The sequence below is a fragment of the Phaeodactylibacter sp. genome (assembly GCF_040219495.1).
Taxonomy (GTDB): Bacteria; Bacteroidota; Bacteroidia; order Chitinophagales; family Saprospiraceae; genus Phaeodactylibacter.
This window is the reverse complement of record NZ_JAVJSK010000065.1, coordinates 1-15629: the sequence shown is the minus strand read 5'-3', so window position 1 is coordinate 15629 and position 15629 is coordinate 1. Positions and strand designations below refer to the sequence as shown.

Here is a 15629-nt window from a genome sequence, read left to right as displayed (position 1 = left end):
AAAATCGTCAAAATAAGAGCGTGTTGGGACTTTTGTCTTCTAGTCGAAAACTAACAATTTTTTGGTTAGACGAGGCACGAAAACCGGAGTTTAGCCTTAGCTAAATAGCCTGTCCCGCAGTTTGCGGGAAGGATTTTCGGGACGAAGTATAAGCAAAAAAGTGTAGTTTGCAGGCCGATTACTAAAGTCCCAACACGCTCTAAGCTGCGGAATGTCTGTAAAAAGTAAGCTTGTTAATCAGGCTTCGGGCACAACCGCTGCCGGTGATCTCTTTATTTCACAACAAAAGAGCGGTAGAGGGGGCACATCACTGCGTTCCTTTGGCATACTGCTCTGCTGCCAATTTCAGTCTTTCCGCTATCCGTTGCCGCAGCCATTCGGGCTGCAATACCCTGACTTCCTCGCCCATGGAAAGGATTTGCCGCTCCAGCTCGATATTCGGGATGACCTTTAGCTGGAAAATAGCGTAGGCTTCCGTCTTTTCAACCAGAGCCTGAGACGCATGAATGGGCTTGGTCGAAAGGTACTTCGCCCGCAAAGGAGTCACCCGGATACGGACCGCTTCCGGCTGCCGGCCCTCGGGCACACTTACGCCCACGACCGCGTTGAAATAACGCTTTGGGTTAAACCCCGGCAGCATTTGAAAATGCTCCAGCAGGTACTGATCGGCTTCCTGAACCCGGTCCAGCGCATACGTTCTTATTTTCTGGTATTTGTGGCTATAGCCAATCAGGAACCACCGGCGGTTATATTCCCGCAGCAGGTACGGGCTGACCACCTGCCGGATGAGGGGCTCTTCAAAAGGCTGGTATTCCAGGACCACACAATGCTTGCGGATGACCGCCTCGTAGAGTAGGGGGATCCAACCCTGCCCCTCTACCTTTTGGGAATGACTGAAAACCACCGGCGGCAGTTCAGACCGGTTGCGCTTCAGTTTCAGGCGCTCTGCGATCCGGTCTGCCAGGGTAGACAGCCCGTTGTCCAGTTCGAAATAGGGCGCTGACTGTATCAGCCCCAGGGCCTCCTCCAGCAGGTTGATATCTTCCTGGAATAAAGGCAGCAGGTCGATGGAATAATCAGCGTCTGTATACCGGTAGGTCTTCAGTTGGGCATCCCATTCGATAGGTGCGCCATAGCCGGAAGGCGGTTCTGCCTTCATCCGTTTGAGGTCTCTGGAAATCGTGAGGATGGTATAATTCCGCTCCAGGTCCAGGTATTCCCAGGCTTGCTCATTGCAGGCATCGGCGAGGGTATCCCGGGTCCACTTCCGGCTCGCTTTCCTCAAGCAGTTGTCAATCACCCTAATCCTGAATAGCATTTCCTGGTTCATAAAAGTAGTTTGTCAGAACTGATGTACCTGAAAGTATAAAAAACTTACCGGAGTATCATGGGTTGATACACCCAAATTGTAAATTTAGCCACAGAAAAATTGAAAATAATGTAACAATGATGATTAAAACCCGTAAAATAGTGTGCAGACAAACAAGAAATTTAGCGATTGGGTACATCGCCTAATAATCGAATGGGGGTTTCTCTCTACGATCACGCTTGTGTTTTGTCTTGTTTCCTAACCAGGTTTAAAGCCAGTATATGTCTAAGGTTCGCTATCTCAAAGTCACGTTTGCCAACAACCTGCTTGCCCGGGAGGTGCCCTGTTTCCGGGCAGCCGTCATTGAGGCGACGAAACGGCAATCTTCCCTGTTCCACAACCACAAATCAGACAGCAGCAGCATCTACCGCTATCCGCTGATTCAGTACAAGACGCAGTACAAAAAGGCGAGCATCATCTGTCTCAACGAAGGCACCGATGACATCCACTACCTGTTCCAGCGGCGGGATTTAGACCTGCGCATCGGCGAGCGGGAAGAGACCTTCGAGATCGAGGACATCCACCTCAAATACTTCAATGTGCAGTGCTGGCAGGGCCACTTCGAGTATGCCCTCAAAGACTGGCAGGCGCTCAATCAGGAGAACTACAAACGCTACATGGCCCTAACCACCGAGGTGGAACGCCTGCAGTTTTTGGAAAAGCTGCTGATCGGCAATCTCCTGGCTTTCGCCAAAGGCATTGGCTGGGACGTACAGGGACAGCTGGAAGCCCAGATCACCCGCATGAAAGGGGAGCGGTGGCTGCCGTACAAGGGGCATAAATCATTGTGCTTTTCACTGAACTTCCGCTGCAATGCGAGCCTGCCGAACTTTGTGGGGCTGGGCAAGGGGGCTAGTGTGGGGTATGGGAGTTTGCTTGAAATAGGAAATAGGAAACTTGGAGGTATGAAATATGAAATGCGAAACGCAAAGTGCGAAGAGCAAACAGCGAACCACGAACAGCAATGATTCACAAAACTACAACCACTAACAAATATGGAGTCGATCACTTTTCATTGTAAGGTTATTACGCCTATGTTTCTAGCAGGGGCGGACGGGCAGACGCCGGAGTTGCGGGCGCCGAGTATTAAAGGGGCGATGCGGTTTTGGTGGCGGGCTTTGAATGGGCATTTGGGGGTGGAGGAGATGAGGGAGAAGGAAGTTAAAATATTCGGGGGGGCTATTGGTGATAAGGCTTTTAAGTCAAATGTATTTGTGAGGATTAAAAAGCAAAACCTTAATTATTCCCAAGATAAATTCCCTTATCACAATTATTCAACTTACTACAGAAGAGGAAGGATGGTAGGTAGTCCAGGTCGCGAGAAGCAGATGGATGAGTTCAAAATTAACATACTAGATTATTTGGCGTTTGGTATTTCCGACAGAGGGAATATTGGACGACCATATATTACCCCTGGTTCCGCCTTTCAAGTGGAACTGAAATCTGTGAAATTATCTGCTGAACAATTTAAGGGTGTGATAAAGGCATTTGTCACTTTGGTGCAGTACGGAGGTCTTGGATCGCGAAGCCGAAATGGTTTTGGTGGTATTAAGATTGAAAATAATGGTGTAGAGCGTGTTCGCATTGATAATGTAAAAAGTGATATTGCTGGTTTTACTGCTGCTTCAATTAAAACGGAAATTGTTTACGAAGACGAAGCCACTCATAACTCATGGGATAAAGCGTTGGCAAATATTGGAAAGCGATACCAAAACGCAAGGGAAACTGTTGAGCGTTGGCACCATTATGAAAAGAGAGTGCTGCTTTCACATCCTACTATAATTCGCGAAAGAGGTAGAAGTAAAGAAGTCGATGAAACAATTCTAGAAAATGGTAGGCACTCAAAGCCTTATTTCATGCACGTGGAGGAAATGGGGAAAAAACAGTTCATTGGGCAAATACTTTGCATGCCTTATGACTTTTTAAGGAGAACTGTATATTATTCTCAAAGACAGCAAGAAGAGTATTTTAAAGCAATAGATGGGTTTAACGAAAAAATTAAGCAAAAATGAGCCAACAAAACATATCTATACTCTCCGTGGGTCCGGTTCAGTCTTTCACCACGTAGGTGCGGAAGTATATTAAAATCCGTTTTGCACCCTCCAAAGAGTCTAGCAATTACAAATGTTCCAACAACGCCTGTCAAATGAAATAATGACCAAAAACAATAACCAAATGCACCAAGCCACCTTCCACTGCCGAACCATTAGCCCTATGTTCCTTAGCGGACCAGATACTGATATGCCGGAGCTGCGCGCGCCTAGTATTAAGGGGGCGATGCGGTTTTGGGCCAGAGCCATTAGCTTGGGCTGGCCTTTTGATGGAAACGGCATCGAAAGTCATGAGCGTTTATTGAGACAGGACGAAGCTTTGTTTGGTGGTGTGACCGAGGATCATAGGCGGAGCTTAATCGATGTGAGTTTGCGGCATGGTGAGATTAAGAAACGCTCAGCCACTTCACTTCGGCTAGACGAAGGGGGGAAATACCTTTTGTATAGTCTTCTAGCAGATGGGTATCAAACAGAGCGGAACTTTATTTCTGTTGAATTTCCGTTTGCTGTCGTGCTCCGCGGCAAAGATAAGGCCGCTCTGAGAAAAGCAGCAGCAGCATTTTGGATGTTAGCTCATTGTGGTGCTTTGGGGACTAGGGCGCGGCGCGGTGCAGGCGCATTTCGAGTCATAAAGGCAGAAGGGGATGCCTTGCCCAAAGAGCTCCAATTTATACCGAACATCGAGCTAAAGGCTTTTTTGAAAAAAAACATTACAGTTGCTCGTGCCATATTCCGGGTTGACGCAAATAGCCATCGTTCTGAAAATTACAGTACTATGGGCGATTCTTACTTAAGTAGCAAATCTTTCTCTTCTTGGGAGAAAGCACTTGATTCTATCGGTAGCATTATGCTTAAGCACCGAAAAGCTATTCCCAATCAAGATCGTTCTCGCCGTAAGTTTACGATGGAAACGCTAAATCAGAAAGCTGCTTTTGGTTTGCCTGTAAGCGTACGAGAGGACAATAGCGTAAATTTCCAAGAATCAGGGGATGAAAACTACTCAAGGCGTAGCTCACCTGTATTCATAACTTTACTAAAATACAAAGACCAATTTCATTGGATGGTGACTAAGCTAGAGGGACAGCTTATGCCCAGTGGGGCAAGTCTGGAATTTCATAGCAAGAATACAAAGGCTACTTGTAAGAAAGAACACTTCTGGACTGAGGCTGCTCCAACTCTTCTAAACTCATTCTTTGAAGTAGTTAAGCGCGATGCAGATCATATTAAGACCTTGCAATAAGTTGTATTAACGGATCATCAATATCAAAGTATAAAACCACCATGTCCAAAATCACCCCTTTCTACCTCCGCACCCTCTCCGCCCTGCACGCAGGCAACGGCAAGGATAATGGCCTGGTCGACCTCCCTATACAGCGGGAACTCGTCACTGGCTATCCCAAAATAGAAGCCTCTACTCTCAAGGGGGCTTTGCGCAGTCGGGTAGAGAATTTGTCTAAAGAAAAAGAATATGACAAAATCCACCTCGCTTTTGGTTATGACGACCAAAGTAGCTACAAGGGTAGCACTGACTTCTCCGGTGAGGGCAGTGCCAATGCCTATGCTCAGTACTTCGCCGGGGCCCTCACCTTCACCGATGCGCGACTGCTGTTGTTCCCTATCCGCTCTATGTGGGGCGTTTTCGCGCATGCGACCTGCCTCTATGTGCTACGGCGGCTGTCGGAAGACTTGGAGCAGGCAGGGCAGGGGAGCTTTAAGAAGACACTAGGGAGTATCAAGTTAGAGCATGATCAATGCTTCTTACCGGATATAAGCCCCTTGGAAAAGGATGGTAAGGTTGTTTTGGAGGAATACCTTTTTAATAAAAAACCTAAGGAGCAGGGTGACAACGAGGGGCAAGCAATAGCGGCGGCATTAAATACGGCTACCGGCCTAGATGTATCCCGTCTCGTCATCCTGCCCGACGATGCTTTCGGTGACTTCACGCAGCTCTTCACCGAGCGTATGACGCGGAATAAAATTGATGATAAAACCGGGATCGTAGCAGATGGCGGTCTCTTCACTGAAGAGTACCTTCCTGCCGAGTCGGTGCTGTACAGCCTGCTCATCGCAGAAGCACCCCGGCAGCCGAAGGAGGAGCAGGGGAAGAAGCATAAGGCGCTCCCAAGCGATTTCAAAACGCCCCAAGACGTCAGTAATTTCCTCACCCAAGATTGCTGGATAGGCGCAGACAAAAAAGTCCTACAGATCGGCGGCAACACCACCGTGGGTAAAGGTATTGTGGAGCTCACTTTTAAACATTAAGGGCATGATTGGATTCAAAAGCATTGCAGATAAGCGGCTGGACTTTGCGCTAAGGTGCGTGCAGGAGGTGATTGATGAAACCGAGTCGTTTCTCTCTGAGGAAGAGCGGAGGGAAACCCCTGTGGCACGGAAAAAGCTTAATAAAGGACGAAAGCCTAGCGAAGTCGCCAAAAACTACCACCAATACATCAAGTCCTTCGGCATGCTCATGCTGAACAGCGGCTTGGTGGCTGCCCTGCTCTTTGCACAGGGCAAGGCGAATAAAGGGGATAAAAAAGCTGAAGCTTATGATCTTATCATCAAGCACTTGACAGAATGGCTACAATCGCTTTGCTGTGTAAGTCAACCCAGCAAAGCCGCTATTTTAGAACTCTACGGGGCAAATAACCCCCACCACATCCGCCAAGCAACTCGCGAAGCTCTGATGTTCCTCCAAGACCTCAAGCGCGTGGCGGACGCGCGATTGCAGAAACCTGAAAAATCCGAAAATGGTGACAAATAATTTATACAAACTTGACCGCACTGCACTGCCGGGAGATACAAAGAAGGCAATAGGGAATGATAAGCCCGAGAACTTTGCTTTGCTATTCAACCGGATGGGGCACTTCGCAAAAAAGGAGGAGCTGAGTCAAGAACTTGAAGTTGACAGTCTTTTATCACAGGAAATAAAATTCCACTTTTTTCATAAAAGCCGAGTCAGTAAGCAAGATTACCACCTTGATCTGACCAAGAAGTGGCACGTCTCAGAACGATTTAAAAAGGACTACGAAAACTTCCTGAAAAATTATGGCGAAGCGGCAAAGGCACTGCGCCCCAATAGTCTTGAATTTGATCTTGAGACCGATTGGCGTATAGCCTTGGGTATGGGTAATGCGTCCGTCTACGAGAACGGCTTCACCTTCCACCCTACCTACGGCATGCCTTATCTGCCCGGCAGCTCGCTCAAGGGAATGACGCGGCACTGGGCTAAGGCGGAGATTGAGGGTAAGGCAGAGGGAAAGGCTGAGGTTGAGGGTGAGGTTAAGGCTGAGGATTACTTGAAGGTTTTCGGTAATGAGCAAGATGAAAGCAAAAACTTCCACCAAGGCCAAATCCTCTTTTTCGATGCCCTGCCTACACAGCTATCGCAGGATATGGTGCAGCCCGACATTATGAACAACCACTATCCCGATTACTACGAAGGCAATAAGCCCCCCGCCGATTGGCTTAGCCCCCGCCCCATCTTCTTTCTGACGATGAAGGGGGTGTCCTTTCAGTTTCACCTCGGGTACATCCCGCGCGATGGGGAAGCCACTGGTGTAGGGCTGCTCGAAACCGCAAAGCAATGGCTGAAATGCGCGCTTGAAGAAGCTGGCGTAGGCGCCAAGACGGCTGTAGGTTATGGGCGAATGCGCGATAAGGAGGATGCCTACGTCTCGCCTAAAGAACCTGAAATGAAGCGGGAGCCGCAGTTTAAAGAAGGGCGCACCAAGAAGTTTAAAAATGGAGATAAGTTTGAAGCAGTAGTGACAAAGCCCGGCAGACCAGCTACGGCCACTGTTTACGGCTATGAGGATAAAAAACATCCCAATATCCAAATCGCTGGAAGGACCGATACGCTAAAAGCAGAAGACATTATCAGGGTTACCATCCAAGCAGGGAAACAAGGCAAAACCATCTCTTCGGCCTCATTAGACGGCATCATTAGTTAATCACAACCCCATGAGTCAATCCAACCCAACCCACTTCTTTATCTTCTCCCTTGGTCCTGTACAGTCCTTCATCGCGCAGGCGCGCAAAGCGCAGGACCTGTATCTCGGCTGCCGCATGGTATCGGACTATTGCCGGTATGCCGCTTTGACCTTTGTGCAGCAAGGAGGAATCATCCTATTCCCTGAAGTCAGCAGCGCTTCCCTCACCAATCGCTTTGTGGGCACCATCACGCTGGCAAACGTCGACACGGGCGAAACCATTGGAGAGAAAGTAGCTGAAGCCGTGCAGCAGCGCTTCAAGGACGAAGGGCTGGCGGTCATTAAAGCTGCCCTTGGCGGCGACATAGACCCTAGCCAAATCAAAGGGCTGAAGGAACAGCTCGAAAACCACCTCCAAACTTACTGGATTTTTTCTCCCTACAAAGAAGGGAGCTACGCCGAAAGCTACCGCGAGGCCGAGCGTATTTTCGGTATGAGCAAGCACCTGCGCACGCCCAAAGCCCTAGCCTACCAAGGCGAGAACGCCGATTACGGCGGATTCCTCCAAGGCTTCCTTGGCGAGACCGGCCGCAAGTGCATCGTGGATGGGGAGCGCAACGTGAAGGTGTACCGATGGAGTGAGCAGGATCAGGCTCAGTATAAGACAGCAGATGTACTGATGCGCAGTAAGTTGTTCTTGAATAGCCGGGATGAGGTAGTGCTTGTAGGCAAAGAAAAACAGGATGATGCGGGCCCTTTAGTGAATATTAACGACGTCCCGCCCAAGTTCATCCAAGATGGCGAGGGGCTATCGGCGGTCAGCCTATTCAAGCGCTGCTATAAGCCGGATGAGATTGGGGGTGAAGCCGAGAATCAGGCATTATGGGAGGCGCTGTACAAAAAATCTGACTTCTGGAAAGGGAAGTATTCGGCAAAGCCCTACCTCCAAGAAATAGAGCTGCCCACCACCGCAAAAACAGCCTTGTTAGATACTCTGAACAGGATGGAATGGAAAGCGGCAGACGATGGACTGGAGAATGGCAGGACGAAATTTAAGGTCTTAGATGAGCGGGTGAAAACAGCCCGCCCGGAGGATTTTTACAATAATTACCCAAAGTACCGAGTTGAGGACGAGGAACTTTATTTCGAGGACAACCACACGCAAAGCTACTTCAAGAAGTACAACTTTGAAGTGGGGAAACTGGATGAAATCAAAGAAGCGCACCGTGAGTTCAAGGCTACGCTGCCTAAAACCGAGGATTGCAAAGTTGCCCTTCACCCCTACTACGCCCTAGTCGCTCTGGACATAGACGGGCTGGGCAAACACTTGCAGAACATAGACAAGGAGGGGCATGAAAAAACCGCCGAACAGCTTCACCAATTCGCCAAGGAAGTCACCAAGCTTATAGAGGGTGGCAGTAAAGGCCGCGTCCTCCACGCCGGGGGTGACGACTTCCTGCTCATGCTCAACCTGCATGGGCTGTTCGAGCTACTTGGAGCCATACAAACGGAATGGAATAGGCTAAATACTGGCTTGACCTACTCTGCATCCATCATCATAGCCCACTATAAGTCGCCCCTGACCCGGGCAGTACAGACCACTAAGGCTGAACTGAAGGCCGTCAAGACCCGCTTCGATGCGGATAGCAAGGCCGGCATCGCCTGCTGTTTCATGGCGAAGAGCGGGGCGGTCAGTATGAGCTACTTTAAACAGGACAACCTGAACTTGCTGCAGGAGTTGTTCCAAGCCTTGCAGCAGGGTGATTATTCCCCGCAGTTTATCTTTCAGTTTGCCTCCAATATGGAAACACTGGGGCTAGGCGGGGAGACGGATGTCGATGAGCAGGAACAGCTCCGCAACTACGCCCTGCGCGAACTGAAGCGGCTTCTGGTACGGGCACGGGACAGCAGCCGGGTCGAAAAAGAAGCCGCTGTTGCGCTTGGAAATCGTTGTTCGGATTTGCTGTTTGAGCAGCTCCGCGTGGGGCGTACCTACTTCGACCTGCCCAACTTCCTCCAATTCTTGAAAATGGCCGAGATGGCCGCAAAACACACCAATCAATGGCCACAGGATACCTCCAAATAACACCATTTGACGGCCTGTTCTTCGGCAAGGGCCGCCCCTTCAGCATCGGGGACGAGAGCTGGACGGAAGCCGAGCTGCTGCCGCCCCCGGGGGTGGTTTGGGGGGCGTTGTTCTCGCAGCTTTGGTACAGAGACAACAATACACCGCTTGATGCCCTCAAGATTGGGCGTATCATGCTGCTGGGCGAAAACGTCACGCAGTGCTATTTGCCCGCGCCGCTTGATATTTTCATAGAGGATGAGGTTCGCCGCCACCACCACAATTTTTACTGGCAGGACGACCATGGCTTCCTGACCAAGCGAGAAGAACAGAACGTACTGCTGAAGCCCCTGACCGACGAGAAAGTCGAGCTGCCCGAAGGCTACTTGCTATCTGTGGGCAGCTTGGAGGCTTATATGGGGGCGCATGAAGACTTCAACACTTTGGAGCTTTCCAATGTACAGGAAATCGTCGGGCAAGAATTCAAAATCGGTATTGGGCGAGACGCACACCGCAGGACAGCGGAAGAGGGGAAGCTCTATACCGTGCATTTTTCCCATCTGCAGCCGGGCTACTGCCTTTTGGTAGAAGCGGAGTACCCGGATGATTATCCAGATTCGGGCATACTGAAATTGGGTGGGGAGGGGAAAATGGCGCATTTTGAGAAGGTGGAAGCGCAGACAGCAGCAGATGTGAAAGCAGTTTTGGCCCCCCGATTACCCGAAGGGAAGTCTGACTTTTTTAAACTTTACCTCACTTCGCCTGCCTATTTGGATAAGCAGGGCCATCCAGTATTTTTAGGAAATAAGCCATTCAGGGTAGAAGGAGGCGTGACGGGCAAGCCCTATTTGCTCGGCGGTTTTGATTACAAACAACGCCGACCAAAGCCTATGCACTACGTCGCTCCAGCGGGCAGTGTGTATATTCTTGAGTACAAGGGCAATGCGGGCCCCATAAGTACACAGCAAGCACAATCCGAATTAGGCTATGGCGAATACAGCCGAGGCTATAACCAATTTGAAATTATACCCTACTATGGCGACAAAGGATAAGAGTAAAAGGAATAGCGCTGATAACAAGCGTAATACAAACCAATGGCAGCAGACAATTGCTCAGGAATACACCTACTGCATGATTTCCACCCTCAATCAGATGGTGAATTACCTGCCTATGCTCTTGTTCGACTTTCAGCAGCCCAAGATGTACCTTACCTTGAAGGGGGCGCCAAATGAGGCGTTTGACAAATGCTTGTTCGACACTTGCAAGAAGCTTAAAAATGAGGAGAAGGGCACACGTTTTGATATACCTTCAAGCAAAGAAGAGCTAGGTGATATCAATAATATAGATGTTGTAAAGGAGGCCATAGCAAAAACAGCTAAAGGCAAAAAAGTCCTTTGGAACATCACAGGCGGGCAGCGCCCGGTTATGCTAGCCATTTTCGAGCTGCTGAAAGAATCGGAGCGCAGGGACGACATCGTGATGTACTTGGAAGGGAACAAAGCTCAGCTCGTATGGATGAAGGTCGAAGGCCAAAAGCTTGTGCCTATTCCTGACGCAACGCATAGCTTAGGAAAATATAAAGTGGAGCATAATTTGCAATGGCTAACCATCCCCATCGCCCTAAGGCTGATGGGCATCAAAGAATTCGCCGAATATACACCTTACGATGGAAACTATAGCGACCATCAGACACGGTTAGCTTTAGTGGATAAGTACAAGCAAGACGAAACCCTCCGGAAAAAACTGCTCGCGCTGAACCGAGAAAATGGAGGGAAAGACGCAGATGGGAACGTTTTCAACGGTAAAGACATTTTGAAGGAAAAAAACGAGGATAAAGCAAAATCCTACTTCTCTTTTCTTACTAAAGAAGAGCTCTCCTTGGTAGCTAAGTATGAGAGTAAAACCTACCCCTTCGGCCATCTACTAGAAGAAATGTACGCAGCTACCATCTACAAGGCTGCCAAAGACAATATAGTTGAAATGGCAGTCAACCTCAAACTGCGGCCCGAAAGAGAGGCACAGCATAAAGAGGGCAACAACAAGCAAACCGACGAAATAGACATCATCCTGCTCACCAAGACCGGGCAGCTAGTCGTCTTCGAGGTTAAGAGCGGGGGCATGAGCGGTGACGTGGCCAAGAGCACCAAATACACCACCTACGCCATAGCCGGGGTATACGGCAAGCCGATATTGCTGACCGCCTTGCTGAATGCGCAACTGTCAAAAGCAAGTGAATTAAGCAAAGTATGGCCATACGAAACTAGCGCCGCTGCCATCCGCGCTGCCAATCGCGCCCAACTGCCCATTATTGCTTTGGATGGGGATGAAAACAACGATTTTGAAACTGCGATCAAAAACCTCCTGCACCTATGAGCAAGCACACCCACACCTACTTCCGCGCCCTACTTGGGCTGCGCACCCTCAGCCCCCTGCACGCCGGAGTGTTGGGCGGCAACCACATCATAGACCGGCCGATAGACAGGGAGATAAATTCGGGCTGGCCCAAAGTCAACAGCGCGGCACTCAAAGGGGCGTTGCGTGAGCAGGGCATAGCAAGAAGTGGCAATGCTGCCAATCTTTTTGGTGTAGAAGAATCTGTATTCGAGGACGAAAATGGAAAGAAACAAAAAGTAAGATACGGCAAGGCTGGTCTACTTTCTTTTACGGATGCCCGGCTGTTGCTGTTCCCTGTGCGCTCGGCCAGGGGCGGCTGGGCTTGGGTGAGCTGCCCGGCTGTATTGGAGCGCTTCCGCGAAGAGGCCGGGCTAGCGGGCTATGATGTGGCGCAGCCGGCGATGAAAGATTTCTATGCTGTTTTTGCAAATAAAATCGATGACGATGCGATATTATACGCGGGCAATACCTTGAATTTGGGAGATAAGCTGCTGCTGCACCACCACATATTCGGGGTAGATACCCGCCTAGACAAAAGCAAACTGAAAGACTGGCAAAAAGCCATCCCCTTGCTTAGCGATTTGGACGATTTTCCGGAGCGCCTGGCCATAGTATCCGATGAGAACTTCACGGAGTTGGCGAGGCTGTACACAGAGGTCTCCACTCGCAATAAAATTAAGGACGGCACCGGCGCTACAGGCGGGGGCGCTCTCTTCACCGAGGAGTACCTGCCGGAGGGAGCGCTGCTGTACGCCTTGTCCTTTTCCATGCCCAATGCCACGCACAATGATGTGGAAGACAAGTTGGACACTGCGCCTAAGGTCCTGCAATTGGCGGGCAATGCCACTTTGGGCAAGGGGCGCTGCGCTCTGAGCTGGCACTTTTCTTCTGGATCCCAAAAACAAGAAGTATGAGCATTAAGACCGACAACCGGGGCATCGCCCTACAAGCTTTAGAAGCTTTTCAAGCTTTTGAAAAAAAGTACATGGATCAAGGGCAAACTGATGCTGAGAAGGTCAAGCACCTCCTTAATGCCGTTCAGCAGGTCAGCCTCAAACTTGGGGCTCAGGGCTTGAGGCGCTGCATGCTCTACATGAGCGGACAGATGAGCAAGGGGAAGGAAGAAAATGGGTTCGATTTGGCGAAAGCCTACTCTTGGTTGTACGGGCAGATGGCCTATTACGACGACAAAGAAAAAAAGAGTTATCAATACCATATACTTTGTATCGCAAAGGAGTCAAACTTAGCTAAGTCTGAAGCCCGGCTTGGCTTTTTCTTGTTGTGTTTGAAACGTCTGGCGGCAGCTTATCATGATGAGAAGTTGGAGACAGGGACAGATTAAAAAAATGAGATAATGGCGAAACGTGTGCGTGCAAAAGGGCAAAACCCTAAAGACGATATTCAACAGACCCGGTATAACCTTTACAAAAGTGCTATAGATAAAGCCGCAGAATCTAAAGATAAAGGCTTTTTCCTGGAAGGAATTACGCTGTTTGAAAGTCTTATTACAGATCGGTTGGAAAGTACGCTAACTAAAGTTACAGGTGCAGAGGTTAGCTTTAAGACACTGGGGACCCTAATCCGGATGGTGGATAGTTGTGCTGCTTTCTCTCCGGATTTTTGCCGATTAATCACTACTGACTTGGACGCTTGGAGAAAAGAGCGTAACCGTGCCTTACATGAAATCGTCAAGCTGGAAGATGGGGATCTCGAATTATGGGAAACCCGGTATCAGGCGTTGGAAGCGACTTATGATCAAGGATTTCATTTGTTTCGCCAAATAGATTTAGCTATTCGAAAAATGGATATTTGATTGTTTGGCTAGTGCTCCTAAACCTCTCTAACCACCCATGCTCCTCCTGGCCGGAGACCCAACGTCAGTCTGCAACTGAGCAATTTGGCGATATAGAAGACATGCCCTTCCCCCAAATCCCTCCGGAAGCGGATGCTGATGACGTGCGGCAAATCGTGGAAGGATACGAAGGGCAAATCCGTAAACTAGCGGCGGACGATCCCAGCCTAACCGTCCACCTGATGGGAGAGCTGACCTTTACCCATTTGCTAGTCAACCGCCTGCATACTGCTGGTATCCCGTGCGTAGCGAGTACCTCAGAGCGTATAGTGCTACAGGAAGCAAACGGCAAAAAAACCTCCCAATTCAAATTCGTTCGCTTCAGAGGATATGCTAAAACATAAGATACATGGGCAGTCTGATCAACAAGCTCTAAAGGAATTGATGACTTGAAGAGACTGGTCGCTGCCAGAATCTTCACCGGAAACTTAAACGCTGAATGAGCTCGCCTATGACGTATTCCCAATTTAGTGCTTTTCTCGAAGTAGCCTCCAAAGAAGAACTATATGAAGCCCTATGCCGTGCGCATGAGGTCATCAATGATGAACAGCGGTTTTACATCAGCCATGCTATGGAATCCCGGAAAAAAGTAGCAACTGAACCGGCTGGAAAGCTCCTGCAATATGTCCAAACTTTTGAGCAGAGGTCGCGTGCCGGCTACTTCTACCGGGAGTTCGATATGAGCGGGGATGATTACGATTGGGTGCCGCCTCATACTGATGCCTGGTTTTATGAGCTGGGATTATGGCTCGACCGTGCCTGTGAACTGGCGCAGGCACCTGAGGCGGAAGTAGCCCGGAAGATTTTCGATATCTGCCTGCCTCTTATTGATGATATGAGCGAGGGCATCGCTTTCGCGCATGACTTAGGCTCCTGGATGATCCCTGCTCAGCATGATTACCTGGCCGTGTATGAGCAACTTAAAGCCCGGAACCTATGCGCAGCAGCCTGCCCCAAAAGCCGGAAAGCCCAAAGAAGATCCGCTCTCAAAGGAGGTGTTGGATAAAATAAAAAGCAGGCTGAACCCTGATTTTAAACCCCGGAAACCCCAAAAGGAAGCCTATGTGCCGCCCGAGCTGGAGTCCCAAATGCCAGAGCTTGCGCAAAAACTGGAATCCGTAGGGATCACGTTGCGGGAAGCGGTATCGATCCGTTATGGGAAACAGCTCAAGCTGGAGGCATTGCCACTACTTGCAGAAGTAAACGTCTTCTTTGGCAAGCGTGGCTTTACCGTATCCAAAACCACAAAGACCGGCACAAGTGCAGCGCTTGCCGATTTGGCCTATCAGGTCATTGTTGAGCATTTGGTGCCTGAAACCCCAAACGGATAACTGGAAATTATGGCCCGACCACGCAAGGTGACCTACAACCTGAAGGAGAAATTACAGAAGCTGCAGGAGGCCGGCCTGACCGCGCCGGAGATGAAGCCCCGGCCGGTAGAGGAGGAGCTGCTCACACTTAACGAGCGCATACGGGATATCCTGCAGTTGGTGCGCGAACCTAGTCAAAACCCTTATGATATGACTTACCTGGTAATGTACGACATCGAAGACGACCGAGTGCGGACGCACATCGCGAAATACCTGCTCTCCAAAGGCTGTATCCGGATTCAGAAGTCGGTCTATATGGCCCGGACACACCAAAAGGTCTTCACTGAAATCAATGATACCCTCAAAGACGTACAGGCCACCTACGACAACCACGACAGTATTCTTTTGGTCCCGATACAGTCGAGCACCGTAGGCAGCATGAAGATCATCGGCAAGGACATACAGGTGCAATCGCTGATTGACCCGCCGAACACGCTTTTCTATTAAGAGCGTGGTGGGATTTTACACTTCGGGCTGCTCTTGCCAAATTTTGTCCTGCTCTTCGTTGTTCTTCGGTCACGTAGCTAAGGCTATGTTCCCTCATCACGCCTTAATCAGAACAAAATTTGGCTGCGTTCGCTCCAAAAGCAAAGTCC

The 15629-nt window shown here is 49.6% G+C and carries 17 protein-coding genes; 16 read left to right on the top strand and 1 reads right to left on the bottom strand.

The genetic code is table 11. The features are described from left to right. Nucleotides 1-307: 307 nt before the first annotated feature. Entirely contained in the window at nt 308-1330 is a 1023-nt protein-coding gene (locus tag RIC19_RS09510; protein ID WP_350178074.1) for a helix-turn-helix transcriptional regulator, read from the bottom strand. Nucleotides 1331-1590: 260 nt separating this feature from the next. On the opposite strand from RIC19_RS09510, the gene RIC19_RS09505 reads away from it, so the two are divergent. The 16 genes from RIC19_RS09505 (at nt 1591) to cas2 (ending at nt 15480) form a co-directional block, all read left to right on the top strand. Further along, a complete protein-coding gene (locus tag RIC19_RS09505; RefSeq protein WP_350178073.1) occupies nt 1591-2337 on the top strand; it encodes a CRISPR-associated endonuclease Cas6 in 747 nt (248 codons plus the stop codon). 27 nt (nt 2338-2364) lie between these two features. Further along, nucleotides 2365-3381, top strand: a complete 1017-nt coding sequence (gene cmr1, locus RIC19_RS09500; protein ID WP_350178072.1) for a type III-B CRISPR module RAMP protein Cmr1 — start codon at nt 2365-2367, stop codon at nt 3379-3381. A gap of 163 nt (nt 3382-3544) precedes the next feature. Then, on the top strand, nt 3545-4660 hold the full coding sequence (gene cmr1, locus RIC19_RS09495; RefSeq protein WP_350178071.1) for a type III-B CRISPR module RAMP protein Cmr1: 1116 nt from the start codon (nt 3545-3547) through the stop codon (nt 4658-4660). A 41-nt stretch (nt 4661-4701) separates the two neighbouring features. Further along, a complete protein-coding gene (gene cmr4, locus RIC19_RS09490) occupies nt 4702-5682 on the top strand; it encodes a type III-B CRISPR module RAMP protein Cmr4 (protein WP_350178070.1) in 981 nt (326 codons plus the stop codon). Nucleotides 5683-5686: 4 nt separating this feature from the next. Next, the gene (cmr5, locus tag RIC19_RS09485; protein ID WP_350178069.1) at nt 5687-6184 is read left to right on the top strand and encodes a type III-B CRISPR module-associated protein Cmr5; all 498 of its coding nucleotides are present in this window, start codon (nt 5687-5689) and stop codon (nt 6182-6184) included. Then, on the top strand, nt 6171-7373 hold the full coding sequence (cmr6, locus tag RIC19_RS09480; protein WP_350178068.1) for a type III-B CRISPR module RAMP protein Cmr6: 1203 nt from the start codon (nt 6171-6173) through the stop codon (nt 7371-7373). The genes cmr5 and cmr6 overlap by 14 nt, the downstream gene beginning before the upstream one ends. Before the next feature lie 10 nt (nt 7374-7383). Then, the gene (locus RIC19_RS09475) at nt 7384-9438 is read left to right on the top strand and encodes a Cas10/Cmr2 second palm domain-containing protein (protein WP_350178067.1); all 2055 of its coding nucleotides are present in this window, start codon (nt 7384-7386) and stop codon (nt 9436-9438) included. Next, a complete protein-coding gene (cmr3, locus tag RIC19_RS09470; protein ID WP_350178066.1) occupies nt 9414-10469 on the top strand; it encodes a type III-B CRISPR module-associated protein Cmr3 in 1056 nt (351 codons plus the stop codon). Before RIC19_RS09475 ends, cmr3 begins: the two co-directional genes overlap by 25 nt. After that, nucleotides 10453-11790: a Card1-like endonuclease domain-containing protein gene (locus tag RIC19_RS09465; RefSeq protein ID WP_350178065.1), complete on the top strand. Its 1338-nt coding sequence runs from the start codon at nt 10453-10455 to the stop codon at nt 11788-11790. The genes cmr3 and RIC19_RS09465 overlap by 17 nt, the downstream gene beginning before the upstream one ends. Continuing rightward, nucleotides 11787-12725 (top strand): type III-B CRISPR module RAMP protein Cmr4, encoded by a 939-nt coding sequence (gene cmr4 / locus RIC19_RS09460; protein ID WP_350178064.1) that lies wholly within the window; start codon nt 11787-11789, stop codon nt 12723-12725. The genes RIC19_RS09465 and cmr4 (RIC19_RS09460) overlap by 4 nt, the downstream gene beginning before the upstream one ends. After that, nucleotides 12722-13153 carry a hypothetical protein gene (locus tag RIC19_RS09455; protein WP_350178063.1) on the top strand — a complete coding sequence of 144 codons (432 nt, stop codon included), beginning with the start codon at nt 12722-12724 and terminating at the stop codon, nt 13151-13153. Before cmr4 (RIC19_RS09460) ends, RIC19_RS09455 begins: the two co-directional genes overlap by 4 nt. Nucleotides 13154-13165: 12 nt before the next feature. After that, nucleotides 13166-13624, top strand: a complete 459-nt coding sequence (locus RIC19_RS09450) for a hypothetical protein (protein ID WP_350178062.1) — start codon at nt 13166-13168, stop codon at nt 13622-13624. Then, complete coding sequence (locus RIC19_RS09445) at nt 13621-14007, top strand: CRISPR-associated protein (RefSeq protein WP_350178061.1); 387 nt, start codon at nt 13621-13623, stop codon at nt 14005-14007. Before RIC19_RS09450 ends, RIC19_RS09445 begins: the two co-directional genes overlap by 4 nt. A gap of 107 nt (nt 14008-14114) precedes the next feature. Next, the gene (locus tag RIC19_RS09440; RefSeq protein ID WP_350178060.1) at nt 14115-14669 is read left to right on the top strand and encodes a hypothetical protein; all 555 of its coding nucleotides are present in this window, start codon (nt 14115-14117) and stop codon (nt 14667-14669) included. Continuing rightward, nucleotides 14662-14994 (top strand): hypothetical protein, encoded by a 333-nt coding sequence (locus tag RIC19_RS09435; RefSeq protein ID WP_350178059.1) that lies wholly within the window; start codon nt 14662-14664, stop codon nt 14992-14994. The genes RIC19_RS09440 and RIC19_RS09435 overlap by 8 nt, the downstream gene beginning before the upstream one ends. Nucleotides 14995-15003: 9 nt before the next feature. Then, entirely contained in the window at nt 15004-15480 is a 477-nt protein-coding gene (gene cas2, locus RIC19_RS09430; RefSeq protein ID WP_350178058.1) for a CRISPR-associated endonuclease Cas2, read from the top strand. The last annotated feature ends 149 nt before the right edge of the window (nt 15481-15629 follow it).